Annotated in this window: 19 protein-coding genes and 1 tRNA gene; 10 read left to right on the top strand and 10 right to left on the bottom strand. The window is 59.9% G+C overall.

The window, feature by feature from the left end:
- Nucleotides 1-6: 6 nt before the first annotated feature.
- Nucleotides 7-1161 carry a glycosyltransferase family 2 protein gene (locus C7123_RS01185; RefSeq protein ID WP_069175498.1) on the top strand — a complete coding sequence of 385 codons (1155 nt, stop codon included), beginning with the start codon at nucleotides 7-9 and terminating at the stop codon, nucleotides 1159-1161.
- Nucleotides 1140-1736: a GNAT family N-acetyltransferase gene (locus C7123_RS01180; protein ID WP_069175497.1), complete on the top strand. Its 597-nt coding sequence runs from the start codon at nucleotides 1140-1142 to the stop codon at nucleotides 1734-1736. Before C7123_RS01185 ends, C7123_RS01180 begins: the two co-directional genes overlap by 22 nt.
- Nucleotides 1737-2442: 706 nt before the next feature.
- On the opposite strand, the gene C7123_RS01175 is transcribed toward C7123_RS01180, so the two are convergent.
- A complete protein-coding gene (locus C7123_RS01175) occupies nucleotides 2443-3195 on the bottom strand; it encodes a NigD1/NigD2 family lipoprotein (protein ID WP_083206907.1) in 753 nt (250 codons plus the stop codon).
- Nucleotides 3196-3359: 164 nt separating this feature from the next.
- Between C7123_RS01175 and C7123_RS01170 the strand changes: the two genes are divergently transcribed.
- Nucleotides 3360-4589 carry a M16 family metallopeptidase gene (locus C7123_RS01170; protein WP_069175495.1) on the top strand — a complete coding sequence of 410 codons (1230 nt, stop codon included), beginning with the start codon at nucleotides 3360-3362 and terminating at the stop codon, nucleotides 4587-4589.
- 5 nt (nucleotides 4590-4594) lie between these two features.
- On the opposite strand, the gene tsaD is transcribed toward C7123_RS01170, so the two are convergent.
- Nucleotides 4595-5626, bottom strand: coding sequence for a tRNA (adenosine(37)-N6)-threonylcarbamoyltransferase complex transferase subunit TsaD (gene tsaD, locus C7123_RS01165; RefSeq protein WP_069175494.1), 1032 nt, complete (start codon nucleotides 5624-5626; stop codon nucleotides 4595-4597).
- 122 nt (nucleotides 5627-5748) lie between these two features.
- Between tsaD and C7123_RS01160 the strand changes: the two genes are divergently transcribed.
- The 5 genes from C7123_RS01160 (at nucleotide 5749) to C7123_RS01140 (ending at nucleotide 11534) form a co-directional block, all read left to right on the top strand.
- A tRNA-Pro gene (locus C7123_RS01160) sits at nucleotides 5749-5822 on the top strand.
- Nucleotides 5823-6344: 522 nt separating this feature from the next.
- A complete protein-coding gene (locus tag C7123_RS01155) occupies nucleotides 6345-6689 on the top strand; it encodes a translation initiation factor (RefSeq protein WP_069175493.1) in 345 nt (114 codons plus the stop codon).
- Nucleotides 6683-9955, top strand: a complete 3273-nt coding sequence (locus tag C7123_RS01150) for a UvrD-helicase domain-containing protein (protein ID WP_069175492.1) — start codon at nucleotides 6683-6685, stop codon at nucleotides 9953-9955. The genes C7123_RS01155 and C7123_RS01150 overlap by 7 nt, the downstream gene beginning before the upstream one ends.
- Before the next feature lie 138 nt (nucleotides 9956-10093).
- Nucleotides 10094-10768: a phosphatidylserine decarboxylase family protein gene (locus C7123_RS01145; protein WP_037984594.1), complete on the top strand. Its 675-nt coding sequence runs from the start codon at nucleotides 10094-10096 to the stop codon at nucleotides 10766-10768.
- Nucleotides 10769-10772: 4 nt separating this feature from the next.
- Complete coding sequence (locus tag C7123_RS01140; protein ID WP_069175491.1) at nucleotides 10773-11534, top strand: CDP-alcohol phosphatidyltransferase family protein; 762 nt, start codon at nucleotides 10773-10775, stop codon at nucleotides 11532-11534.
- 702 nt (nucleotides 11535-12236) lie between these two features.
- On the opposite strand, the gene C7123_RS01135 is transcribed toward C7123_RS01140, so the two are convergent.
- A complete protein-coding gene (locus tag C7123_RS01135; protein WP_159049791.1) occupies nucleotides 12237-13118 on the bottom strand; it encodes a hypothetical protein in 882 nt (293 codons plus the stop codon).
- A gap of 488 nt (nucleotides 13119-13606) precedes the next feature.
- Here C7123_RS01135 and C7123_RS01130 point away from each other — a divergent pair, with 488 nt between their 5' ends.
- Nucleotides 13607-16609 carry a tetratricopeptide repeat protein gene (locus C7123_RS01130; protein WP_037984581.1) on the top strand — a complete coding sequence of 1001 codons (3003 nt, stop codon included), beginning with the start codon at nucleotides 13607-13609 and terminating at the stop codon, nucleotides 16607-16609.
- Between the two features lie 73 nt (nucleotides 16610-16682).
- Complete coding sequence (locus tag C7123_RS01125; protein ID WP_069175490.1) at nucleotides 16683-18488, top strand: TonB-dependent receptor; 1806 nt, start codon at nucleotides 16683-16685, stop codon at nucleotides 18486-18488.
- Nucleotides 18489-18947: 459 nt separating this feature from the next.
- Here C7123_RS01125 and C7123_RS01120 read toward each other — a convergent pair whose 3' ends face one another.
- From C7123_RS01120 to C7123_RS01090, 7 genes are all read right to left on the bottom strand, one after another.
- On the bottom strand, nucleotides 18948-19598 hold the full coding sequence (locus tag C7123_RS01120) for a porin family protein (protein WP_083206906.1): 651 nt from the start codon (nucleotides 19596-19598) through the stop codon (nucleotides 18948-18950).
- A 229-nt stretch (nucleotides 19599-19827) separates the two neighbouring features.
- Nucleotides 19828-20496, bottom strand: coding sequence for a porin family protein (locus C7123_RS01115; protein ID WP_083206905.1), 669 nt, complete (start codon nucleotides 20494-20496; stop codon nucleotides 19828-19830).
- A 189-nt stretch (nucleotides 20497-20685) separates the two neighbouring features.
- Nucleotides 20686-21375: a phosphatase PAP2 family protein gene (locus tag C7123_RS01110; protein WP_069175487.1), complete on the bottom strand. Its 690-nt coding sequence runs from the start codon at nucleotides 21373-21375 to the stop codon at nucleotides 20686-20688.
- A 12-nt stretch (nucleotides 21376-21387) separates the two neighbouring features.
- The gene (locus C7123_RS01105) at nucleotides 21388-22152 is read right to left on the bottom strand and encodes an SH3 domain-containing protein (protein ID WP_069175486.1); all 765 of its coding nucleotides are present in this window, start codon (nucleotides 22150-22152) and stop codon (nucleotides 21388-21390) included.
- A 6-nt stretch (nucleotides 22153-22158) separates the two neighbouring features.
- Nucleotides 22159-24021, bottom strand: coding sequence for a BatD family protein (locus tag C7123_RS01100; protein ID WP_069175485.1), 1863 nt, complete (start codon nucleotides 24019-24021; stop codon nucleotides 22159-22161).
- A complete protein-coding gene (locus C7123_RS01095; protein WP_037984564.1) occupies nucleotides 24015-24737 on the bottom strand; it encodes a tetratricopeptide repeat protein in 723 nt (240 codons plus the stop codon). Before C7123_RS01095 ends, C7123_RS01100 begins: the two co-directional genes overlap by 7 nt.
- A gap of 28 nt (nucleotides 24738-24765) precedes the next feature.
- Nucleotides 24766-25581 (bottom strand): hypothetical protein, encoded by an 816-nt coding sequence (locus C7123_RS01090; protein WP_159049790.1) that lies wholly within the window; start codon nucleotides 25579-25581, stop codon nucleotides 24766-24768.
- Between the last annotated feature and the right edge of the window lie 2 nt (nucleotides 25582-25583).

Raw genomic sequence — 25583 nt, 5'->3', positions numbered from 1 at the left:
ACCGCCATGCTGCTCTCCATCGTTATCGTCAATTACAATGTGAAGTACCTGCTCGAGCAATGTCTGCGCTCCGTCCGTGAGGCCGCGCAAGGCATTGAGGTGGAGACGTGGGTGGTGGACAACGCTTCTACGGACGGGTCTGTCGACTATCTGAGCCCACTTTTCCCCGAGGTACACTTCATCGAAAACGCAGACAATCCGGGCTTTGCCAAGGCGAACAATCAGGCGATCCGCCTCTCGCGAGGGCGCTACGTGCTGCTTCTGAACCCCGACACGATCGTGACCAGCGAGGCGCTGCGCGGCGCGTGCCACTTCATGGACAGCCACACGAACGCGGGCGCGATCGGTGTGAAAATGATCAACGGGCACGGCGCTTTCCTCCCCGAAAGCAAGCGCAGCTTCCCCACGCCGTGGGTGGCCTTTTGCAAACTCTCCGGCCTCTCGCGCCTCTTCCCCCGTTCGCCCCGCCTGGCCGCATACAGCCTGCGATACCTGTCGGACGACGCCGTCCACGAGGTGCAGGTGCTCTCCGGTGCCTTCATGTTCCTCCGCCACGAGGCGCTCCGGCGCATCGGCCTGCTGGACGAGGCATTCTTCATGTACGGCGAGGACATCGACCTCTCTTATCGCATGATCCCCGCCGGTTATGCCAACTATTACCTCCCCTTCAGCATCCTCCATTACAAGGGCGAAAGCACCCACTACGCCGACCGACGCTATTTGAATGCCTTCTATAATGCCATGCTGATTTTCTATCGGAAGCATTACCCGAACGCCGGCGGACCGGCCTGGGCCCTGATCCGTCTTGCGGTTTGTTTGCGCAAAGCCCTCGCCGGACTGTTTGGCTGGAAACGCACGCGCCCCTCTCGTCGCCGAGGCGGGCGCAGGCCGGAACTCATGTATGTGTGCAGCAAAGCGCACGCCGCCGATGTGCGCCGCCGTGTATTGGAGCGATTCCCCGAGGCCGCATCGATCGCTTGGGAGGCGGCGGACGAGATAGGCGCCATCCCCCCGCTGGACGGGTGTACGGACATCATCTTCTGCCACCCCGACCTCTCTTTTGATCGCATGATTCACCTCATGGACCGCTGTCCGGATAAGCGGATGACCTACCACACGTTTTACCCCGACACGGATCGATGGATCTCACCCACCCGATAACGCCGCCCCCCGAGGCGTGGCTCGACGGCCGTCGGGTGCGCCTGCGCGCCCTCGAACCGGAAGATTTGGAGGCGCTCTATGGGTGGGAGAACGACCCCGCGACGTGGGAGCAGGGCTGCACCCTCGCGCCCTACTCCCGCTACGCCCTGCGCGAATACATCGCCTCCGCCTCGACGAGCGACCTTTACGCCATGCGTCAGCTCCGCCTGATGATCATCGACAAGTCGGCCGATCGAGCCATCGGCACGGTGGATCTTTACGACTTCGATCCGCACCATCAGCGTGCCGGCCTGGGGGTGCTCATCGACGCCTCTTGTCGTGGACAGGGCTTCGGGCGGGAGGCCATCGGCCTCGTTTCGGCCTACGCCTTTCGTTTCCTTCACCTCCATCTGCTTTACGCCCACGTGTCCACGCGCAACACGCCCAGCCTGCGACTTTTCGCTGCGGCTGGCTTCCAGTCCTGCGGCACACTCCCCGGATGGGTCCGCACTGCCGAAGGCTTTGACGACGTCGTCGTTATGGTGTGCACTTGCGACTCAGCGGCCCCGTCAAGCAACTTTTTCGCATCGCTGTGACCCAGCGGCCCCGTCAAGCGACTTTTTGGCGTCGCTGCGTGCCAGCGGCTCCGTCAAGCGACTTTTTAGCGTCGCTGCGTGACAGCGGCTCTGTCAAGCGACTTTTTGGCGCCGCTGCGTGCCAGCGGCTCCGTCAAGCGACTTTTTGGCGCCGCTGCGTGCCAGCGGCTCTGTCAAGCGACTTTTTGGCGCCGCTGCGTGCCAGCGGCCCCGTCAAGCGACTTTTTGGCGCCGCTGCGTGCCAGCGGCTCTGTCAAGCGACTTTTTAGCGCCGCTGCGTGACAGCGGGCCCGTCATGCGACATTTTTGGGCGCCTGCGTGCCAGCGGCTCCGTCATGCGGCATTTTGAGGAGCCTGCATGCCAGCGGCTCCGTCATGCGACATTTTGAGGAGCCTGCGTGCCAGCGGCTCCGTCATGCGACATTTTGGGGCGCCTGCGTGCCAGCGGCGCGGCCCGAGCGACAGGATGGACACGCGGAGGCGTGAGGATAAGGAGCGGCTTGCATGGGGCGCCGGCTGCGTAGCGATCCCGCCAGGACGGGGCGTAAAAAGTATGAGGATGCACCCTCACGGACACATCCTCACGCAGAACACTACCTCATTGTCAAGGTAAACACACGATTGTTCTAACTAGTTGTTTGTCTTAGTCTATGTTCTAAACGAGATCTATGATAACTGATACTTATACACTTACACGGTGCTCTGCTTATTCCACATCGATGAGTTCCTCTTGTGCCATGCTGCGCGCCTCGTAGGGGATGGTCTTATCGACCGACCGGCGGCAAACGATCTTGTAGCGCTTCTCACCGTCGAAGGTTTTCACCCGTACCGTCACCGTGGAGTCTGACCCGGCGGGGAACTTTAGCTTAGCCATATCGAAGGCCACGAAAGCGCGTCGGCCGTAGCGCGGGGGGTCGCCGAAAGCGTTGTGGCGAAACTCGAAGACGTAAGGTGGGATGCCCGATTGCGATACCTGCACAAGGTTCACCAAGTGGCGCTTCGTACCGCCGTGATTGGCCCCGAAATGCACGTTGATGTAACCGTCGCCATACCAAATGTCGATCACGCTGATAGGATCAGAGCCGAAGTCGTCCGACGTTTTTGAGGTGCTCAACATATCGGATTCTATGAACGGTTTCGTGAGGATGTCACGGATGCTACGCATAAGGATGGCGTGGTCGTAGCCCTGGAAGGTGTCGGAGAGGATCGTATAGTACGCCAGGGCGCGGTGGCGCGTGGTGGGGCGATAGAAGGGGATCTCCGTGCCGGCGGGCCAGAGGCGCGTGCCGTCGTCGAGGGTGAGCGAATAGGTGCCGCCCTTGCCGATCGGGTCGACGGTCACGACCGATCGCCAGACGCGCCCTAAGCTGTATCCGCTATCGTCTTTGCTGCATGATACGGCCCCCGACATGATCAATGCCGCACAGAGACTCATCAAAAGGAATTTCGTCGTTTTCATCTGGGTGTTGTTTTTTTGATTTACTGCAAACCTTGATGGGGGAGGGTGCGATAGCGTTGCATTGAGTGGATGTTAAAACTTCTAAGGCCCTGACGCCGGTCTGTCGCACCTCGTGCGGCCACCGATCGCCGTCTACTTTTGCGGCCGATAAAGACGAAGAACTGATGAGAGAAGAAATCACGCTTACGCACACCCTGCCCAATGGGCTGCGGATGGTCCATTTGCCGACCGATTCGGAGGTGGCTTATTGCGGGCTGGCCGTCGACGCTGGCACGCGCGACGAGGCGCCGGACGAGAGTGGGCTGGCGCATTTCGTGGAGCATATGCTTTTCAAGGGTACCCGTCGGCGCCGGGCATGGCACATCCTGAATCGCATGGAGGCTGTCGGCGGCGATTTGGATGCCTACACGACGAAGGAGGAGACGTTCCTCTATTCCGTCTTTCCCGCGCCACACTTCGAGCGGGCGGTGGAGCTGATCGCCGATTTGGCGGCACACGCGCAGTTCCCTGCGGCCGAGATCGAGAAGGAGCGCGAGGTGATCTTGGACGAGATCCGATCCTACGAGGATGCGCCTGCGGAACTGATTTTCGATGAATATGAGTCGATGCTCTTCGACGGTCACCCGCTCGGTCGGCCGATCCTCGGCAATAAGCGCGCGCTGCGGCGTTTCGACACCCTGCGCGGGCGATCGTTCATGGAGCGTTACTATACGGCGGCGAACATGGTCTTCTTTTCGATGGGCGCCACGGCGTTCCAGCGGATTGTGCGAATGGCCGAGCGACATTTTGCCGACCTACCCGCCGTGGGTATCCCTCATCAGCGCACGTCGCCGGCTGAGGTTTCGCCACGCGAGTCGGTCAGCCGAAAACGTACGCACCAGTCGCACGTGATCCTTGGCGCCCGCGCCTGCGACCTCTACGACACGCGTCATGCGCCGCTCTATCTGCTGAACAACATCCTCGGCGGGCCGGGCATGAACAGCCGACTGAACGTGGCCCTGCGCGAGCGTCGCGGGCTGGTCTACGGCGTGGAGTCGAACTTGACGTGCTACACCGACGCAGGTCTCTGTACGATCTATTTCGGCACCGATCCGCGCAATCGCACGCAGGCGCTCGACCTTGTCCGCGCCGAATTGGCGCGCCTCCGCGAGCGCCCCCTATCGCTCACGCAACTGGCTGCGGCCAAGAAGCAGGCCATCGGGCAGCTGCGTGTGGCAGGCGACAATCGCGAGGGGCTGTTCCTCACGCTCGGCAAGTCGTTCCTGCGCTTCGGTCGGTGCGATACGCCGGCCGAGACGGCCCGTCGCATCGAGGAGGTGACGGCCGACGAAATCCTCGCCGTGGCCAACGAGTTTCTCGCGCCAGACCGCCTTTCGTGCTTAGTCTACGAGTAGCGGGCTCAACAGATCGTCGACGTGACGCGCGCATAGGGGGCGGCATCCATCGGGCAGAAGAGGCCGTCGGCGTACTTGAAATAGCCCGTCATGGCGACCATTGCGGCGTTGTCCGTGGTGAAGGCGTTCGGCGGCAAGAAGATGTTCCAGCCGAGGCACTCGGCATGGTCACGGAAGGCGTCGCGCAGGCCGGAGTTGGCCGAAACGCCCCCCGCCACAGCCACTTCGCGGATGCCGGTGTCAGCCACAGCGCGGCGCAGTTTGTCCATCAGAATATCAATGACAGTGGCCTGCAACGAGGCGCAGAGATCTGCCTTGTGCTTCTCCACGAAGTCCGGATCGTCCTTCAGCGCGTCGCGGAGGGTGTAGAGGAAAGACGTTTTGAGTCCGCTGAAGCTGTAATCGTAGCCCGGGACGTGTGGCTTGCTGAAGGTGAAGGCCCGCGGATTGCCCTCGTTGGCTAAGCGATTGACGATGGGGCCGCCGGGATAACCGAGCCCCATCACCTTGGCGCACTTGTCGAAGGCTTCGCCCGCGGCGTCGTCGATCGTTTGCCCGATGACCTCCATGCGATCGTAGGCCTCGACGCGAATGATCTGCGAATTGCCGCCCGAGACGAGTAGGCAGATGAAGGGGAACGCGGGGTGCGCATTGTCGTCGGGCGACTGCTTGATGAAGTGCGCCAGCACGTGCGCCTGCAAATGATTGACCTCGATCATGGGGATGCCGAGCGAGATGGCCAGCCCTTTGGCGAAAGAGGTGCCCACGAGCAGTGAGCCTAAAAGTCCCGGCCCGCGCGTGAAGGCCACGGCCGTCAGCTCCGAGCGATGAATACCGGCCCGACGGATGGCCTCGGAGACCACAGGGACGATGTTTTGTTGATGTGCCCGCGAGGCTAGCTCCGGCACCACGCCGCCGTAGGCCTCATGTACGGCCTGGCTGGCAATCACGTTCGACAGCAGCACGCCGTCGCGTATCACAGCGCACGACGTGTCGTCGCACGAAGATTCTATTCCCAATATTGTTACGTTGCTCATACCTATTATATCTATTGTGTACCTCCTGTCTGAGGAGAATGCGGCGCAAATTTCGGAGAAAAAGCTCACGGGAATTTGCTCGTTTCAAAATGATGTTACCTTTGCGCCCGTCAAAAATGACACGGGATGTAGCACAGTTGGCTAGCGCGCCACGTTCGGGACGTGGAGGTCGGACGTTCGAGTCGTCTCATCCCGACCTCATCATATTATTAATTGAGAAATTGGTGATTCGAAGAAAAGGGTTTTCCGTGATGGAGAGCCCTTTTTTTTGTCCTTACCCCAGGGCTCCACGCCCCAGCGGGTGGTTCCGCGGCGGATTGTCGGGCGCAGCCTTACGGACTCTCACGCGATCTGCTTGTCTGAGACAATGAACTGAGGTGGTTTCGTTTCGGCCGATTGTATGATACAATGAGCCGAAATGGTTTTGATTCTCGCCATTGTACGATACAATCGGCGTTTTTTTTTCGATTCGGCCGATTGTATGATACAATGAGCCGAAATGGTTTTGATTCTCGCCATTGTACGATACAATCGGCGTTTTTTTTTCGATTCGGCCGATTGTATGATACAATGAGCCGAAACGGTTTTGTTTCTCGTCATTGTACGATACAATCGGCCTACGAGTCATCTGTTGATTGTACGATACAATGAACGCGGTGCGAGAATGAGGTGCAAGGCGCGCCTATTTTTGCCGCCCGAATAATGATCCAATAGAAGAATGAAGAAGAACAACGACTGGAAGGAGCGGCTCGGAGTGATCTATTCCACGAATCCAGATTTTGCATATCAAACAGACGAGGCGCCGGAGGTGGAGACGCTGCCTTGCGACCGTCAGCGGCTGCGCGTAAGGATTGACCGGCGGAACAGGGGCGGCAAGACGGTGACGATCGTGGAGGGCTTTCGCGGCCGGACGGACGATCTGGAGGCGCTGGGCAAGGCGCTGAAGGTGCGTTGCGGCGTGGGCGGGGCGACAAAGGACGGGGAGATCATCCTGCAAGGCGACCTCAGGCAAAAGGTGGCGGACATCCTTCAGGGCGAGGGCTACGGGGTGCGCGTATGCTGACCGTTTATCGCGCATCGGCCGGGGCGGGCAAGACGCACACGCTGACGGGGGAGTACCTCAAAATGCTTTTCGGCGGCAAGGGGCAAGAGGGCGAGGCAACGTATCGCCACATCCTGGCCGTGACGTTTACCAATAAGGCGACGGCGGAGATGAAAGACCGCATCGTTCGCGACCTCTACGCCCTGGCTTCGGGCGGGCGGTCGGGTCATCTGGAAATGCTCCGGGCGCATCTCGGGGGGGCGACGGAGGCCGACGTGCGGACGCGGGCTCGGACGTTGCTGGTGCGCATGCTGCATGATTATGCAGCGTTTAACGTGAGCACGATCGATCACTTTTTTCAGCAGACCCTGCGCGCCTTTGTGCGTGAGATCGGCTTGCAGGGCAACTATGTCGTGGAGCTGGACGCCGAGCCGGTGCTCGACGAGGCGGTGGACAGTTTGCTGGCCGGCTTAGACCGTGAGGGGGGCGACTCGGAGCTTTTCCGGTGGCTGCTGCGCTTCAGCGAGCAGAAGGTGGAGCGGGGCGAAACGTGGGTCTTGAGCCGCGACATGAAGACGCTCGGGCGGCAGCTCTTCAATGAACACTACAAGGCGCTGCGCAGCGCGGACGATGCTGACGAGACGGCGCCCACGGTGGACCGTAAGAAGATGACGGCCTACAGCGACATGCTTTACGCCACCATGAATGCCATCAAAAGCGAGGCGCGCGAGCTGGGCGAACGAGGGCTAGCCATCATGGCGCGCTACGGGCTGAAGCCGGAGAGCTTCAAATGGAAGGACAAATCGGGCCTGATGTTTTTCAATAAGCTGCAATCGGGCGTCATCGACGAGGAGCCGGGCAAACGGTTCTGTCAGTTGCCGGACAATCTCGCAGAGTGGGTCTCGGGGAAGAATGCGGCTATCGAGCAGGCCTACGCCGACGGCCTGAACGACTGTGTCAAGGCGGTGATCCGATTCTATGACACGCGCATGCGAGACTATCTCACGGCCCAAGCCATTGCCGCCAACTTCTACACGTTGGGCATCCTGGGCGACATCGCCCGCGAGATTCGCCGTCGGAGCGACGAGAAAAACCGCATGCTCATCGCCGACACCGCCGAACTGCTCACGCGCATCATCGACGGCAGCGATGTCCCCTTCATTTACGAGAAAACCGGCACGCGCATCCGGCATTACCTCATCGACGAGTTTCAGGACACCAGCGCGCTGCAATGGCGCAACTTCCGCCCTTTGGTGGCCGACAGTCTCGGCGCGGGCTACGACGATCTGATCGTGGGCGACGTGAAGCAGAGCATCTACCGCTTCCGCAATTCTGACTGGACATTGCTCGACGAGCGCATCGGCCTCGATTTCCCGACCGGCGTCACGGAGCGTACGCTGGCCGAGAACTGGCGCAGCTTCGGTCGCGTGGTGGAGTTCAACAACGCGCTTTTCACCTTCTTCCCCGCGCGGCTACAGGAGCGATACAACGTAGGGCTGGCCGAGTCTACGTTGCCGCCGGAGCGTTGTGCGCTCTATGGCGGGCGCATTCTCCGGGCCTACGCGCACAGTCGGCAGGCGCTGCCCGAAGGTCGAGCTGCCAATGCCGGGCACGTGCGCGTGGAGCTGCTTGAGCATACGGGTAAGAAGGAGGAGTGGCAGGAACAGGCGATGGCGCGTCTGGTGGACGTCGTCAGTGAGCTGCGGCGACACGGTCGGTCGTGGGGAGACATCGCCGTGCTGACCCGTACGCGTGCCGAGGCGGCCCTCGTCACGGGCGCGTTGCTGACGTACGGTCGGCAGCATCCGGAGGCGGCCCTCCGAATCCTCTCGGACGACGGGCTGCAGCTCGATGGCGCGTCGGCTGTACGCTTCATCGTGGGCATGTTGCGCTACATGAACCGCCCGGACGACTCTACGCTGCAGCGCTCCGCCGGCCTCCTGCTCTCGGCCATGCGTATCAAGCGCATGGGGGAGGGCGCCAACCCGTCGCTCGTTTGTGCCGAGCTCGACGTGGACGGTGCCGAGGCCCGCGATCCGCTCCTTGCGGGCCATCGCTCGATCTATGAGGCGGTCGAGGCCATCTGCCGCCGCTTCGGGAGCGACTTCCCAGAGGACGAGCTGATCTTCGTGCAGTCCTTTCTCGACCTCATAGCGGACTATGCCGAGCGCGAAGGGTCGGACGTCGACCGCTTCCTCTCGTGGTGGAAAGACACGGGTATCCGGACCCAGATCGCTATGCCTGAGACGCAGGATGCGCTCCGCGTCATGACCATCCACAAGGCCAAGGGTCTCGGCTTCGATGTCGTCGTCTTGCCCTTCAGCGATTGGGGGCTGGACGCAAAGTCGGAGACCATCCTCTGGTGTCGGCCACGCGTCGCACCGTTTGACGCCATCGGCGCCGTGCCCGTCAATTACAAGGCTGAGCTTAGCCGCACGATCTTCTCCGAGGAGTACTATCACGAAAAGCTGCACGCCTATATCGACGCCCTGAACACCTTCTACGTCGCCCTCACCCGCGCCAAGGAAGAGCTGATCCTCTTCACTCCGGCCGAGAAATCCAAGAAGGACGCCAAGAAGGACGCCGCCGCATCGATCGCTGACATCCTCCGCGAAGCCCTCACCTCTCGCCTCACGCAGACAGCCGAAGGCGATCCGCTGCTCCCCTTAGCCGACGGATTCCGCGCGGAGGACGGACTCTTCGAGTGGGGCACTTGGATCGATTGCGAGGCCAAGTGCACGGACGAGCTACCCGCCGACACCGCGTCGATCGTCCGCACACTGCCCTCCGTCCGCCCCGATGCGCGCATGTACTTGAGCCTCTCCGGCCGGTCGTTCGACGATACGCAACGCGATTACGGCGTGCTCATGCATGACCTGCTCAGCCATATCCGCACCGTGGACGACCTTCCCGCGGCCGTAGCCGCCAAGGTCTCCGCGGGCGAGATCGGTCGCCGGTCGGCCGATGAATTGGAGAAGCGCCTGCGCACCCTGCTCGACCTCCCCGCCGTCCGAGCGTGGTTTGACGGCTCGATGACGGTCCTCACCGAGGCCGAGATCCTCTCCGGCGACGGCCGATCGCGCCGCCCCGACCGCGTCATGCTCGCCACCGATGACGAGGAGCCGTGCGCCGTCATCGTAGACTACAAATTCGGCCTCCACAAGTCCACGCGCTACGCCCGACAGATCCGCGACTACATGGCCCTTCTGGGCGCCATGGGTTACGCCAACGTCCGGGGCTATCTCTGGTACGTGGAGCTGGGCGAAACGGAGGAGGTGAGCGCATGAGCCGAATGCCCCGCCATCGCTCGGTCAAACGGGTGGCCGACGCCCCTCAGGCGCCCCGTGCGACCTATCCCTCGACCGACTTTCGGCTGGCCGTATCTCAATGAATATTCTATTTTTGCCCCGCTTAACAAGATAAGGATGAAAGTTCACCGCGAAGGAACAGGCTTATTGCTGACGTTATTTACCCTTTTGTTTGTCGTTGATCTCTTGATCTACTATACGATCGACAAAGGGTTCTTTTTTTACCTCTTCACCGCCTCGTCGGTCGTCTTTTTTGCCCTCGTATTGAATTTCTTCCGCAGCCCACACCGCCGCTTCCCGTACGACTCGGAGGGCCTCGTGATCGCCCCAGCCGACGGAACGGTCGTTGCCATCGAAGAGGTGGCGGAGAATGAGTATTTCCACGACCGCAGGCTCCAAGTTTCCATCTTCATGTCCGTCTTTAATGTCCACGCCAACTGGTATCCGGTCAATGGCGTCGTCAAGCACGTCTCGCATCAGAAGGGGCGCTTTCAGGCGGCCTACTTACCCAAAAGTAGCACCGACAACGAGCGCTCCACGATCGTCATAACCACCTCTTACGGCGTCGAGGTGCTCACCCGCCAGGTGGCTGGTGCCTTGGCCCGCCGCATCGTCACCTACGCACAGCCCGGAGAGCAGTGCAAGGTCGACGACCAGATGGGCTTCATCAAATTTGGCTCGCGCGTGGACACCTTCCTGCCGGTGGGTACCGACGTACTCGTCCGCCTCGGCCAGAAGGTGCGGGCCAACCAAACACCGATCGCCCGACTGGGCAAAATCATCTACCGATAGCGCTATGCCGAACCTCCTTCGTCACCTCCCTAACGCGCTCACTTGCTGCAACCTGATCTGCGGTTGCATCGCCACAGCGGCCGCCCTCGACGGACGACTGATGACGGCCGTGGCGCTCCTCTTTGCCGCCGTCGCGTTCGACTTCGTGGACGGCCTCGCCGCCCGCCTCCTCCACGCCGCCTCGCCCATCGGCAAGGACCTCGATTCACTGGCCGACGTAGTCAGTTTCGGCCTCGCCCCCGCGGCCATGCTTCACCGCCTGTTCGTCGACCTTAGCCTCTTGGGGCCAGACGCCACGCTGCCCCTCCCGTTGTCGATCCTCGCCACGGTAGCCGTCCTGACCATACCCGTTGGGTCGGCCCTCCGACTGGCCAAATTCAACAACGATGCCCGCCAGACGACCTCCTTCATCGGCTTACCCGTGCCCGCGCATGCCATCTTTTGGTCGTCGTTGCTGGCCTCACTGGCCCGGATAGCCGAGCAGTACCCCGCGGCCGTAGCCGCCGACCTCACGCTGTGGGTGATCGGCCTGTCCGTGCTCGCCTTGGCCGGATCATTGCTCCTGGTGTCCGAGCTCCCCATGTTCTCGCTCAAGGTCAAATCGATGGCGTGGCAAGGCAACGAGCGGCGGTACCTGTTGCTCATTTCGGCCGTTGTGCTCACCTTGGCAATGCCCATGCTGACCGGCATTTCGGCCACCATTTTGCTTTACATCCTCCTCTCCATTTTCGATCGGAAAGCCCCCGAGGCAGAGTCGCCCACGTAATCCATTCCGTCGTTCGCCACCACCCGTAAGTTGCCCCCGTCAAGACGTTTGGCGGGGATTTTTTTTGCCCGTCCGCCCCAGTTGGAAAACACAACTTCAACCCCATCCCGTACCCGGCCAATTTCGGAAAACACAACGCCCGCCCCATCCCATACCCGGCCAACTTCGGAAATTACTACGCAGGCTCCTTCCCGTACCCGGCCAACTTCCCCGCCCCCACCGGGGGCGGGGAAGTTGGCCGGGTACAGGATAGGGCGGGCGTTGTGTTTCTTGATGAGGGCAACCAAGCGACGTGTGCTCTCAAAACGAAATCTGACGGGAGCAACCGAGCGACAGGTGCTACTCTTGGAAAGTGTTTTCCGACTTTCTTTCAATCCTCTTTTCTTTCCTTGATGAAAGAAAAGAGGGCAAAAGAAAATCAAGCCCCCACCGGTGGCGGGGAAGTTGGCTGGGTATGGGTTGGAGTTGGCGTAGTGTTTTCCGAAGTTGGCCGGGTACAGGATAGGGCTGGCGTAGTGTTTTCCGAAGTTGGCCGGGTATGAGTTGGGGCTTGCGCAGTGTTTTCCGACGAAGGCTGGGTACGGGTTGGGGCTGGCGTAGTGTTTTCCGGCGGGGGCGGATGACTGGAAATGGCGGGCAAAAAAAAGCCGTCCACGGGCTACTGGCTGTGGGCGGCTTGATGTTGTAATGGGGATCGACGGCTTAGGGCTGTCGGCTGCGGGTGAGCATGGCGTTGTCTTCGTAGAAATAGTAGTCCGAGCCTACGCGCGAATAGACGCTGTGAAGGTCACCCTCACCGTCGCGGTAGATGTTACGTTCGATGATGGCATCGGGAAGCAGCTTGACGGGCGTTCCGTAGATGCCGAGATAGTAGAGATCGGGGTTGAGCGCGTACTGGTTCGTCAGCGGCGCGCCCACGGCACGCAGGACGTTGCAGACGTACCCCGTATTGCGGAGCTTTTCGGGCGCCAGCCGCAGGGTGTAGGTGCTGGTGTCGGTGCGTTGCACTTCGGTGATGGTGATGCTGTTGGCGTAGTTCGACTGGTCGCGATAGTGGTACTTGAAGCGGATCGTGGCCTGAAGGTTCGGGATCTCGATCCGGCTTACATAACCCGCGTAGTCGTAGGAATAGCTGAGCTGGGCCACGAGGCGGTCGCGCTCGCCATCCTTGCCGCGGCGCCAGATCTCCATGTCCTCCACGAAGCCGTTGTCCTGCAGGGAGAGGATGCGGTATTCCAGATCGTCCCAGACGTAGCGGTAGTCGTAGCCGTAATTGATCTCCGGGCGGCGCCAGTCCCAAGCGATGGAGTCGATGGCGCCGTTCTCGTCGTAGATGACGGTGCCTTTGCGGAAGCCGCTGATTCTTACCGCGCCGCCTTTTTGGCGCGTGAGGATCAGCTCGGTGCATACGGTGTCGATGGTGTAGGCCGTCATGCCGACGTCGAGCAGTGAGGCGCCTATGCGGATTTCTTTGTTGTTCACGCGGTTGCCATTTTCATCCACCTCGGTCAGGTCGGACGAGGTGATTTCGCAGCCGGACAGCAGCAACACGAAGGAGAGCAGGAGCAAATAGGTCGTTTTCATCTTCTGTGTGGGGGTCATTAGGAGTTTCGTACGGCGCAAAAGTAGAGAAATTGCCTCCCTGGCCCGGTTTGGACGGTACGTCGCCCCCGCTTTTTCGTCTTTTATAGGATTCTCATTCCATCTTAACCCCCATCGTCAGAAAGGCGGAATGGTTGTGAGGATCGGGTGGGGGGGGCTGGCTTCTGGAGCCTGTTGGGGCACATTTCTTTTGGGGGCACTTTCCGGACGTGGCCCCAGATCGGAGGTCGGTTTTCGTGCCCTTGTTTCGCGCGCGTACCTTTATATATATAGCGCTACGGGGGGCGGCGCACATTGGCTCAGGGCCTGTCTCAGGCACACGGCTGCGCTTGTTCCGAGGGTACGAAAGGCACATCCAAGACCCTCCCGGGGCGCCTTCCGATTCTCATTTTCGCGCCTACCTTTGCACCCATCATCGAAAGAGGCCGCTAAAATGGGTCTCATCAAGCCATTAAGAGGACAAATTGAATATGAAAAAAATCGTCGTATCGCTGTGTTTGATGGCGAGCTGCCTGATGGCATACGGGCAGCGCACGTACCGCTTCGAGCGGGCGGACAGGCTGTTTCAAGAAGGAAAAGCGTTTTTCGAATTGCGCAACTTCCCCGGTTGCTCGGACAAGTTGATGGCCTTCAAAGCCATCTCCCACGATCGCGATCTGATCCAAGAGGCCGACTACATGTTGGCCGTGGTGGCCTCTGAGCAGGGGCGCGAGGACGCCGCCGCCGTCATGGAGCGCTACCTCAGCCTCTACCCCGACTCCCGCCACGCCAATGAAGCCGCCTTCCTCCTGGGCTCGTATTACTTCGCTCACGAGGATTATGGGACGGCTATCCAATGGTTTAACACGTCCGAAATAGACCTCCTCGGCATCGATCAGCAGGAGGATTACGCCTACCGATTGGCCTACTCCCTGCTCCAGCTGCACGACCTACGCACGGCGCGCAATTACTTCGCCCGCATTGAGGAGGTGGGTCGCAAATACCGCGTGCCGGCCACCTATTACCTGGCTTACATCAACTACGCAGAGGACAAACTCAAGCAGGCCGAGCCGCGCTTCGAGCAACTCAAATCCGAGCCCGCCTACCGCGAGCAGTCGCTCTATTACCTGATGCAGATCCACTATGTGGATGAGCGTTACGACCGCGTCAAGTCGGAAGGCAAGGCCCTCCTGAGCGCATATCCGAACAGTCGGAACAGCGCCGAGGCCTACCGCCTGTTGGGCGACGTAGCCTATCGGGAGGGCGACGAGGCCACGGCGATCAAGATGCTCGATAAGTACGTCGAACGGGCCGACTCCTTCGTCCGAGGCGACCTCTATATCCTGGGCGTCTGCCGCTATAACCGAGGCGATTACCCCGAGGCCATCCAAGCCTTTGCCGAGGTGGTGGGCGAAGAGGACGAGCTGATGCAGAACGCCTGCCTTTACCTCGGACAGTGCTACCTGCAAACCGGCGACCGCAACCGTGCGCGTATGTCTTTCGAACAGGCCGCCACGCTGACCTTCGACCCGAAGGTGCAAGAGACCGCGATGTACAACTACGCCCTCCTTATCCACGAAACGTCCTTCTCAGGCTTTGGCGAGTCGGTCACCATCTTCGAGGACTTCCTCAATCGCTTCCCCGACTCCAAGTATGCTGACAAGGTCAGCGACTACCTCGCGGAGGTCTACCTTACCACCAAGAACTACGACGCCGCACTCGCCTCGATCGACAAAATCCGCCGACCGGGTCGGAAAATCCTTGCCGCCAAGCAGAACATCCTCTTCCGTATGGGCGTCGAGGCCTTCACCGCGCGCCGCCCATCCGAGGCCATTCGCCGCTTTGACGAGGCCATCACCCCCGGGGTCTACGACGCCGACGCCTACAGTCAGGCGTACTACTGGCGCGGCGAGACCTACTATCGCCAGGACGATTTCAACAACGCCGCAGCCGATTACCGTTCCTACCTCAGCAACGCCACCGACCGCTCGGCTGAGGCTTACCCTCTCGCATACTACAATCTGGGCTACTGCCTCTTCAAACAACAGCGCTACAACGACGCTCTCGCCGAGTTCCGTCGATACATCAATCTCGAGCCGCGCAAGGAGAGTGTCTCCTATGCCGACGCTTACAATCGCGTGGGCGACTGCCTCTTCCATGCCCGACAGTTTGAGGCCGCTGACGAAAACTACACCCGCGCTGCCGCACTTCAACCCTCCAGCGGCGACTATGCCCTCTATCGCAAGGGCTTCCTGCTCGGACTACAAAAGAATTACCAGGGCAAGATCACGGTCATGGAGCGCGTAGTGCGTGAATACCCCGAGTCGCCCCACGCGGCCGCTGCACTTTTCGAGATGGGTCGCTCGTACGTCATGCTGGAGGACGAGGATCGTGCTGCGGCTGCCTTCACGCAACTGCAGCAGAAGTATCCACTCCATACGCTGGCTCGCAAGGCTGGATTGCAGTTGGGCCTGCTCTATTTCAATAGCAACCGCCCCGAGCAGTCCATCAAAGCCTATAAGAAGGTCATCTCCGACTACCCCGGCAGCGAGGAAGCTCGCACGGCGGTGCAGGATCTCAAGGCCGTGTATGTCGACATGAACGATGTGGCGGGTTACGCCACTTATGTGCGTTCGCTCGGTGACATGGCCGCCCGATTCGAGGTCAGTGAGCAGGATTCGCTAACCTATTTCGCGGCCGAGAAGCGTTTCCTGCGCGGCGAGAGCGAGGCAGAGCAGAGTCTGCGTAACTACCTGCGCCAATTCCCCAAGGGTGCCTTCAGTGCGCGCGCCAACTACTACTTAGCGCAGATCGCTTACGACGCGAAGAACTACGAGGAGGCCAAGAAGTATTACGAGGTCGTGATCCGTAGCGGCGACACCAAGTTCGGCGAGGAAGCCCTGACGCGTAAGGGCGAGATCGAGTACATGAACAAGGACTATGCGGCGGCGCTGGAGAGCTTCAAGCGACTGGCTGCAATCGCTACGACGGCCGAAGTGCGCGACGGGGCTCGACTGGGTGCTCTACGCTGTGCACGTCGTACGAAGCAGTCGGCCGATGCCGTCAAGATGGCCGATGAGCTGCTGAAGAACGAGAAGATTAGTCCCGAGATAGCGGCCGAAGCGCGTTTCCTGCGCATGAAGTCGTACATCGACCTCAAGGAAGACGCCAAGGCGCAGGCCGACCTCGTCACGCTGAGTAAGGATACGCGTACGGTCTATGGCGCCGAATCTAAGTACCTCTTGGCCCAGCGTTACTTCGATCGCAACGAGATCGACAAGGCTGAAAAAGAGATGCTCGGTTTCATTGAGCAGGGTACGCCCCACAGCTACTGGCTGGCCCGCGGCTTCATCCTCCTCTCCGATGTGTATGCTCGCAAAGGCGACAAGTTCCAAGCGCGCCAATACCTCACCAGCTTGCAGAAGAACTACAAGGGTGGCAACAAGGACGACGTCATGGCCATGATCGATAAGCGACTGGCTGCATTGAAATGAGTCCCCGCCCCCTCTGCTACCGCTCACTCCCCACAAATAACTTTCTGACTACTGATTACTACCCCATAAGAAGATGAGAACAGACAATCGGATACGGATCTGCGCTGCAGCAGTCCTGCTGCTCAGCTGTAGCCTCGGCCTTCGGGCTCAGGACGATCGCGAAAACACGGACGAGAAACTGCGCCGCGAACTGACCCTCGAACGTGAGTATGACCCCGGTGTGCAGGACGCGGACAAGGTCAATCGGCTGCCTGAAGTGAAAGACCCGCAGGTGACTAAGCACAAGATCGAGTACTCTCGCTTCACCACCACGGCCGACCCTGACCGAGAGATCATCACCCTGCCTTCAGGACGCGTCATGACCGACATCCCCTATAACCGCAACCGCGGCTACTTCCACTACGGCATCGGTACGCACCTCAACATGGACGGCGACGTCGGCTACCACTTCCTTGACAATGCGACCGACCGCCTCAACGCCCTCCTCTCTCTCCGATCCACCCACGGCAACGTGCGATACAACGACTGGGGAGGCCAGAAGCAGCGCGCCAAGTACACCGACATCCGCGGCGCTGTCCATTACGCCCATCGCTTCGCCCCGCTCACCTTCCGCCTCGGCGGGCAATACCGCTACAACACCTTCAACTATTACGGTTTCCCGCTCGACTCCATCTATCGCCTCGGCCCTTGGAGCATGGCGCCCGCTGTCATCTATCCCGCCGACCGCGACCGTAACCAACGCAACCAAACGTTCGATGCCTACTTCGGACTGCAATCGAACGACACCACCGATCTCAGCTATCGCCTCGACCTCTCTTACCTCCGCTTCGTGCAGCGCTATGGCCACACCGCGCAGATCGACGGCCTGCAAGAGAATCGCTTCTCCCTCAACCTCGGCCTTCTGGCCAACATCGACGACCGCTACTTCGGACTCGACGCCATCGCTCACCTCTTCAATTACGTCTACCCCGCGACCGTCCGCAACGCCGTCGATTTCAACGGCTATCGCAGCCACGCCCAGATCACCCTCACGCCCTACTACCGCTATTTCGACGAGCTATTCAACCTCCGCCTTGGCATCAATCTGGGGCTTGTCACGGGCGACTCTGCCAAATTCTTCGCTGGGCCAGCCATCCGCTTCGAGGCCAAGTTGGCCGACCGCACGTTGCTCTACGGGCGCGCCGACGGTAACATCGGCATGAACGACGCGGCCTCAATTGCTGACCGCAACCGCTATGTGGATCACACGCTCAAGGTGCGGCCCTCGCGCACATGGCTCGACGCCGAGTTGGGCGTTCGGTCGGGCATTGTCCCCGGCCTTTGGCTCGACGCATTTGCGGGCTATGCGGTGATCAAGAGCGCCGCCTTCTTTGTCCCCTCGGACTATCTCGGTGAGCCTTACGACTTCGGCAATTATCACGTAGCCTTCCAGCCCGACGCCACTTGGATGCGCCTCGGCGCTGCGCTCAAGTACGCCTACCGCCAGACGGTCGACTTTTCCGTCAAGGCCGTCTACAACCGCGGCACCTTCCGCAAAGGGGAGGGCAACTCGTGGCTCTCCGGCGCCGGTATGTCGAACATGAAGCCCTACGGCTGCCCCGCTGTGGAGGTTAACGCCGACCTCACCGTGCGGCCGATCACGCCCCTCTCGCTCACGTTGGACTATTACCTCGGCGCCCGCCGCGTCACCCTCTTCCACGGCGACAATATCAAGATGAGCGACCTGCACGACCTGAACTTTACCGCCGCTTACAACATCAACGACACGTTTGGCGCCTACCTCAAGTTCACGAACATCCTCTCGCGTGGACAGGATCTTTGGTACGGCTATCCGATGCAGCGGTTTGGATTTATGGGGGGGATCAACATCAATTTTTGAGACGTCCGTATAAAAGCAGGCGACACTTCCGAAGTCGCCGATAGACAAAGCGTCCTCCGGGCTTATGGATACGTAATCCATCGCTCGGGGGACGCTTCTTTTGAACGTGAGTTCGATGAAGGAATGGGGTTCCTAATCCCTGAAGAATGCCTTGGATAGATCGCTGTAACGGCTAAAGTGCTTTTGGAAATGCCTGCCAAAAACTTCTTCAGCTCATTTCCTCAGGAAATCGGCCGCCACAAAACTTTTTCGGCTCATTTCCTCAGGAAATCGCTTGCCACAAACTTTTTCGGCTCATTTCCTCAGGAAATCGCTCGCCACAAACTTTTTCGGCTCATTTCCTCAGGAAATCGTAGGATGGCCTACATCGAACTCACGTCAAATCAGAAGCCCCGCCCCCAAACTTCGGTGAACCGAGGATGGAGGCGGGGCTTTCCCTATGCGGGGATACTTCGCTGATTAGAACAGCTCGTAAGCCAGAGAGACTTGAAAGCCGCGCTTCTTAGCATACGTGGGGATGAAGTGATCGCCAGATGAGGTCTTGAACTCATGGATGTAGCGCGCAGAGATTGAGAGCCCGTTGTCCAACCGATAGCCCAAGCCAACGACGCCCGAGAGGTCGAACGGGGCGGCCTGCTTGGAGCCGCTCTCCGTGATGTAAGAGTTGCGGCCGCCCAGATTGCCGGTGACGGTGATGTTATCCTTCAGGAAGAAGCCTGCCTGCGGGCCCAGCTCGGCGTAAAGTCCGATGTTGGGCAGGGTGTAGCGGAAGAGCACGGGCACGGTGAGATAGTGCAGCTGCGTCTTGACCGATGCGTCTGCGACCAGGGGTGAGGTGATCTTATAGCCCATCATCGAGTAGAGCAATTCGGCTTGTACACCCATCGCAGGGGTGAGGTTGTAGCGTGTGTATAAGCCGACGTGATAGCCCGGCAGATACTTGCTCTCAAACAGACCGGAGAGCGCTTTGCCACCGGGACCTATTGAGGAGAGATCGATCTTGCTGATCGTCGAGAAGTTTGCACCAGCCTTTACGCCGAAGGAAAGCTGGGCCTGTGCCTGCGTTAAACCGATGGCCGCACACATCAGGAGGAGAATCATTCTTTTCATACTGTGAATTATTAAGGGGTTAAGTGAGTCCTTATAACGGAGAAAGGGCTCCGAGATTGTAATGGGGCTGTTCGGGTGGATCTTCCTTCTTTCTGTTTTAGGGGAGCTATTGGGGCCTGTGTCTGCCCTTTGGGTGTTCCATATAAATAATCAGAAGCCCCGCCCCCACGCTTCGGTAAACCGAGGATGGAGGCGGGGCTTCCCTGATTCAGGCGGACGTCCGCAATGCTTAGAACAGGTCGTAGGTGACAGAGAGCTGGATGCCGCGCTTCTGCGCCTTGTCGGGGATGAGCCGGTTGACGTTAGACGAGGTCTTGAACTCGTGCTGGTAACGTAAGGCGAAGCCTACGCCATTGTCCAACTTGTAGCCGACACCCACCACGCCTTCAAGGCTTAGCGATGCTGCCTGACCCTCACCACTATCGGAGAAGCCGCCTCTGACGGTGCCGATATGTCCGGTTCCCACGATGTTATCCTTCAGGAAATACCCGAACTGCGGACCCAGCTCGGCATAGAAGCCACTGCTCGGCATGGTGTAGCGGAAGAGCACGGGCACGTTGAGATAGTGCAGCTGAGTGCGGATGTAGGTGCCATTGAGCAACGTGGTGGTCACCTTGTAGCCGGCCATAGAGTAGAGCACTTCGGCTTGCACGCCCACGGCGGGGCTGAAATTGTAGCGGCCGTAGAGCCCCAGATGATAGCCGGGGATGAACTTCATCTTGAATTGGTCTGTCTCTAAGCCGTCCCCGGGGCCGTGGATGATCAGGTTGGGCCTACTGATTGTGGAGAAGTTGACACCCGCCTTGACTCCGAAGGAGAAGGGCGACTGTGCTTGGGCATGCGTCAAGCCAAGGGCGATGGCACATGCAGCGAGGAGAATCATTCTTTTAGTTTTCATACTGTCAAATATTTAGAGTGAGTAGTCTGTAAGCGAATGTCTAAGGGGAGAATGGTTAGAGGTGAGCTCTTTCGAGTGCAAAGCTGCTAAATCATCATTAATCACGCACGCCCCAGCCTGCTCCGAATGTTTTTCTCGACGGGGAGTCGGGCGCTCCGCTACGTATGAAAGAGGGGGCTTTCATCGTGTCTACCATACCCACCATACAGCGATAAGCGTGATCGCGGCGTGAGTGAGAAGCATGCCGCAGAGGATGGTGCGGGGCACGACGGCAGGGTAGGGCAGGAGCGGTGTGTCAGGGATAAAGCGGGGGCGGACACGGACGTAGAGTCGGAAGACAAGCCACGCGAAGAGTAGACCGAAGAGGGCGCCGGGGATGATGTCCGAAAGGAAGTGGACACCGAGGTAGATGCGCGTGTAGGACATGGCGGCGGCCCAGAGGAAGAGGCAGATCGTGTAGACACGGTGACGGAAGAGCAGCGAGGTAAACAGCGCGAACCCAAACGTGTTGGCTGCGTGGCTCGACATGAATCCGTAGCGACCGCTGAGGTAAGGCTCGCCGGTGCGGGGGCTGATGACGGTCTGCACCACATGCATAAAGTCTGGGTGACGCGTGGGTCGGAAGCGGGCGAAGAAGGGTTTGCAGAAGCCGGAGGCGAACTGGTCGCAGAGGGTGATGGCCAGCGCTAAGGCCAGGATGAGCAGCACGGATTCGCGCCAAGGTCGCCGGTAGCAGAGGGCAAAAAGAATGAAGACGGCCAGCGGGATCCAGGCGGGGTTGCCGGAGTAGATCCACATGAAGCGGTCTAAGTAGGGCGTGTGCAGGCCGTTGAGCCAGAGGAAGGCGTCGCGTTCGTAGACGAGGATTTGTTCGAGCATGGCGGTGGGGCGTTAGATGCGTTCGAGGTCTTTGCGGGGGATCCAGCCCTCTTTGCCGTCGCCGAGACGGATCTCGTACCATTCGCCGAGGGTGTTCTTGATCGTCACCTTGGTGCCCTCGTGCAGGATGAAGAGGTCGGTGCCACTGCGATCGGGTGAGCTTTTGATGGTGACGGTGGAGGTGAAGACGACTGCCGCGTCGCGCACGATCAAATCCTGCCGCTCGCCCCAGGCAAAGACGTTGGCCATGACGGTGATGAAGAGGAGAAGGAGCCCGAGGTAGAAGCCAGTCTTACGCAGGCGCATCCACTTGGAAAAGAAGAAGAGGACGAGGCAGCCAGCGAAGGCGACGAAGCAGATCAGGCCGACCGCAGCCCAACCGTCGACGCTGAGCAGGTGTTGCACGCTGCGATAGGCACGGCCGAAGAAGCCGTCGGCGGGCTCGATGCGATCTGCCGTGCGTTGGCGGGCCATCTCGAGGTTGAAACGCGTGTCGCCGTCGCCGGGGTTCATGACCAGGGCGCGCTCATAGTTGAGGATGGCAGGGGCGATGCGTCCGAGCTTGTAGTAAGCGTTGCCGAGGTTGTAGTAGACCTCGGCAGCGTCGCCGTAGTTCTTGATCAGGGCTTCGTATTGCTCAGCGGCAGCGGGGTAATTGCCGTCGGCGTAGGCCTTTTCGGCGCTGCGGAGTTCGGCGTCGCGGTCGGCGGCATGCAGACTGACGGCGGCGAAGAGGAACGCCAAAAGGGTGAGGGTGATTTGCTTGATGGGAGTCATGTCAGTTCAATGTTTGGTGAGGTTTTCCATTCGTCCGATGGCGTCGGCGGTCTGCCGATAGAGGGTGTCGAGGGTGTCGGAGGCTTGCGAGGGGGCATAGCGGGCGAACTCGCAGGTGTCGAGTATCTGCATCAGGTCTTTGGCCAGTGTCTCGTCTGCGCCGAAGGTGGCCAGCTCGTTGCCGACGTTCTCGCGCGTCAGGTCGGCCTGCGGGATGTTGAGCTTATCGCTGAGATAACCCCAAAGCGTGCGGAAGATCTCGTCGTAGAAGTCCTCCTTGCGACCCTCCTTCATCAGCTTCTCTGCCGTTTTGAGGCGACGCAGCGCCACCTTGTTGGCGCGTTTGGTGCGGACAAAGGCCAGGTCGGCATTCTCCTTCATCTGCTTGCGGTAGATGACGAAGAAGACGGCGAAGAGCAGGGCGATCAGCACGTAGGCAAGGACGTAAGTGAATGACCCGAAGAAGATGTCGCCCCGAGAGTTGACGAAGTGCGGGCTTGAGGTTTTGATGTAGCGGATGTCTTTGCTGAGATACTTGACGTCCTCCTGCGACCCATAGTTGGAGACGGCGGGCGAGGCGGCGCCTTCGGGGCCCTTTTCGACGTGCAGCTTGAAGGGCTCCGAGGTGAGCGTCTTGTACGATCCGCTACGGGGGTCGAAGTAGGAGAAGCGGATGGCAGGGATCTCGAAGTCGCCGGCGTAGCGCGGGATGGCGATGTATTCGATCGTCTTCGTGCCGCTTGAGCCCGAGGCGGTGGTGCGGATGTTCGTCTCCACTTTCGGGTCATAGACTTCGAAGTCGTTGGGGAAGGTCACGGTGGGATTCTTGGCCAGCTTGATGTTGCCGTTGCCGGTGAGTGTGACGGTCACGGTCACGGCCTCGTTCGTCTTGGCTTGGTTGGAGTTGATGGTGGCCTTCATCGTGTAGCCACCCACGGCGCCATTGAACGATTCGGGCTTGCCGGAGGGTAGCGGTTTGACGTCGATGGTGACGGGCGCCGTGGTGAGCACCTTGCGGATGTCCTGATAACCGCCGCCCATAAGCTCGTCGAAGATGCTTCCCGAGCGTTGCTTGACGCGGACGTGCGCAATGGCATCGAAGCGGCCCGAGCCAATGGTGATCTTGCCCGAACGCTGGGGGTAGAGGATGGTTTGCTTGAAGACGGCGGTGCGATAGTTGCGGCCGTTGTAGTTTTCGAGTGTCCACTGGGGGTTGAGCTCGATGTCTTGGGCGAGGAAGCCCTCGAACTCGGGGAATTTGATGTCGTCGAGGTCGACGTCATAGAGGGAGTAGATCTTGAAGGTGACGAGGATGCCCTCCTGCTCGTAGACGCTGCGGTTGGCTACGTTCATACGTACGAAGAGCTCGTTCGCGCCCACGCTCGTCGAGCCTTGCGAGGCGCCCGCACCAGCGGCTCCTGCGGCGGCCCCGCCGCTCCGTCCACCGCCGGCACTGCCTGCCTTGTCGGGCGGAAGCACCTTAATGACGAGCGAGTTGGAGCTATAGTTGGCGTTCTTGATCTTGATGCTGCCCGGCCCGATGTTGAAGGTGCCCTCCTTCTTCGGCATCAGCACATAGGTGAAGGTCTGGGAGTAGGAGCTTGACATCTGCCCGTTGACGATCTGCATGCTGCGGCTGACGGACGAGCTGGGGCCCATCAGCACCTCGAAGTCCGAGAGATCCGGCGTGCGGAGCGAGCTGGCCCCCTCGGTGTTGACCGTGTAGGTGAGTTGGAATTGCTGCCCCATGACGACAGCGCTGGGGGCCGAGGCCCGGAAGGTCACCCCGTTAGCTTTCGCGAGGTGCGTTGCCCCGGCCGTGAGCCAGAGGGCGAGGAATAGAATCAGTTGCTTCGTTGCGTTTACCATTGCTTATCTGTTTTACGTCGTTCCTGTTGTTGCCGCTGCGCCTTCTTCACCTTCTCCTGCGTGTCGCGTTCGTCTTGCAGGAAGGCGTCGAGTATCTGCTGCGCGTTGTCCTGGCTCATCTGTTCGTTCTGCTGTTTCTCTTGCTGCGTCTTGTTCTCGCGCTTGTCTTCCTTTTGCTGCTGTTGCTGCTGTTCTTGTTGCTGCTGCTGTTGCTGCTGCTGGTTTTGCTGTTGATTCTGTTGTTGTTGCTGTTGATTCTTGAGCAGTTTCTGCGCCAGCGCCAAGTTGTAACGCGTCTCGTCGTCCTTCGGGTTCAGGCGCAGCGACTGCTTGTAGGCCTCCACGCTCTTGGCGTAATCCTTCCCTTGCATTTGGATGTTACCGAGGTTGTGATAGACCTCCGCTAAGCGTCGCCCGTTGGCCGGGTTGTCGGCCAGCAACTGCTCGCGCCGACCCACGATCTGCATGTATTGTTCGGCCGCTTCGGGGTATTTCTTCTGTTTGTACAGCGCATTGCCGAGGTTGTAGGCCGCCTCCACGGAGCGCGGATTGACCGTCAGCCCCTTCCGATAGGCGATCTCGGACTCGGTATATTTCTCGTTGCGATAAAGCCGGTTGCCCTGGCGGATATTCGACCGCTCAGCCTTCTGCGCCGATGCGCTTCCGGCGGCCAGCAGCAGGCCTATGCTGATGATGTATAGCGTGCTTCTTTTCATATTCATCTTTTCTGGGTGATCCAACAATCTATGCGTCGGTTTGTTGAACCGACAAATGGTTTGCCAACGTCCTCGCGCCCTGTGGTAGCCCCGGCGACAGTGTCGCCAGCGTCACCATGCCCTGTGGTAGCTCCGGCGACAGTGTCGCCAGCGTCATCTTGGCCTGTGGTAGCCCCGGCGACAGTGTCGCCAGCGTCATCTTGGCCTGTGGTAGTCCCGGCGACAGTGTCGCCAGCGTCATCATGCCCTGTGGTAGCCCCGGCGACAGTGTCGCCAGCGTCACCATGCCCTGTGGTAGCCCCGGCGACAGTGTCGCCAGCGTCATCTTGGCCTGTGGTAGCCTCGGCGACAGTGTCGCCAGCGTCACCATGCCCTGTGGTAGCCTCGGCGACAGTGTCGCCAGCGTCACCATGCCCTGTGGTAGCCCCGGCGACAGTGTCGCCAGCGTCATCTTGACCTGTGGTAGCCCCGGCGACAGTGTCGCCAGCGTCATCTTGGCCTGTGGTAGCCTCGGCGACAGTGTCGCCAGCGTCATCCTGCCCTGTGATAGCCCCGGCAGACATTCTGCCGACGCCATCTTGGCCTGTGATAGCCCCGGCAGACATTCTGCCAGCACCATCCTACCCCATGATAGCCCCGGCAGACATTCTGCCAGCGTCATCCTACCCCATGATAGCCCCGGCAGACATTCTGCCGACGTCATCTTGGCCTGTGGTAGCCCCGGCAGACATTCTGCCGACGCCATCTTGGCCCATGGTAGCCCCGGCAGACATTCTGCCGACGCCGACGGGGTGGGACGTACTCGCGTCCGATGGATATGGAGGATGGGCCGGATGCCTTTCACTG

The sequence above is a fragment of the Tannerella serpentiformis genome (assembly GCF_003033925.1).
GTDB lineage: Bacteria > Bacteroidota > Bacteroidia > Bacteroidales > Tannerellaceae > Tannerella > Tannerella serpentiformis.
The sequence above is the reverse complement of the archived record's forward strand: the minus strand, read 5'-3'. Positions and strand labels throughout refer to the sequence as shown.

Excerpts from the sequence above, each read along its gene's own strand:
- C7123_RS01185 (WP_069175498.1), top strand. The coding sequence starts at position 7 with ATGCTGCTCTCCATCGTTATCGTCAATTACAATGTGAAGTACCTGCTC.
- C7123_RS01180 (WP_069175497.1), top strand. The coding sequence starts at position 1,140 with ATGGATCTCACCCACCCGATAACGCCGCCCCCCGAGGCGTGGCTCGAC.
- C7123_RS01175 (WP_083206907.1), bottom strand. The coding sequence starts at position 3,195 with ATGAAAACGACGAAATTCCTTTTGATGAGTCTCTGTGCGGCATTGATC.
- C7123_RS01170 (WP_069175495.1), top strand. The coding sequence starts at position 3,360 with ATGAGAGAAGAAATCACGCTTACGCACACCCTGCCCAATGGGCTGCGG.
- tsaD (WP_069175494.1), bottom strand. The coding sequence starts at position 5,626 with ATGAGCAACGTAACAATATTGGGAATAGAATCTTCGTGCGACGACACG.
- C7123_RS01155 (WP_069175493.1), top strand. The coding sequence starts at position 6,345 with ATGAAGAAGAACAACGACTGGAAGGAGCGGCTCGGAGTGATCTATTCC.
- C7123_RS01150 (WP_069175492.1), top strand. The coding sequence starts at position 6,683 with ATGCTGACCGTTTATCGCGCATCGGCCGGGGCGGGCAAGACGCACACG.
- C7123_RS01145 (WP_037984594.1), top strand. The coding sequence starts at position 10,094 with ATGAAAGTTCACCGCGAAGGAACAGGCTTATTGCTGACGTTATTTACC.
- C7123_RS01140 (WP_069175491.1), top strand. The coding sequence starts at position 10,773 with ATGCCGAACCTCCTTCGTCACCTCCCTAACGCGCTCACTTGCTGCAAC.
- C7123_RS01135 (WP_159049791.1), bottom strand. The coding sequence starts at position 13,118 with ATGAAAACGACCTATTTGCTCCTGCTCTCCTTCGTGTTGCTGCTGTCC.
- C7123_RS01130 (WP_037984581.1), top strand. The coding sequence starts at position 13,607 with ATGAAAAAAATCGTCGTATCGCTGTGTTTGATGGCGAGCTGCCTGATG.
- C7123_RS01125 (WP_069175490.1), top strand. The coding sequence starts at position 16,683 with ATGAGAACAGACAATCGGATACGGATCTGCGCTGCAGCAGTCCTGCTG.
- C7123_RS01120 (WP_083206906.1), bottom strand. The coding sequence starts at position 19,598 with ATGAAAAGAATGATTCTCCTCCTGATGTGTGCGGCCATCGGTTTAACG.
- C7123_RS01115 (WP_083206905.1), bottom strand. The coding sequence starts at position 20,496 with ATGAAAACTAAAAGAATGATTCTCCTCGCTGCATGTGCCATCGCCCTT.
- C7123_RS01110 (WP_069175487.1), bottom strand. The coding sequence starts at position 21,375 with ATGCTCGAACAAATCCTCGTCTACGAACGCGACGCCTTCCTCTGGCTC.
- C7123_RS01105 (WP_069175486.1), bottom strand. The coding sequence starts at position 22,152 with ATGACTCCCATCAAGCAAATCACCCTCACCCTTTTGGCGTTCCTCTTC.
- C7123_RS01100 (WP_069175485.1), bottom strand. The coding sequence starts at position 24,021 with ATGGTAAACGCAACGAAGCAACTGATTCTATTCCTCGCCCTCTGGCTC.
- C7123_RS01095 (WP_037984564.1), bottom strand. The coding sequence starts at position 24,737 with ATGAAAAGAAGCACGCTATACATCATCAGCATAGGCCTGCTGCTGGCC.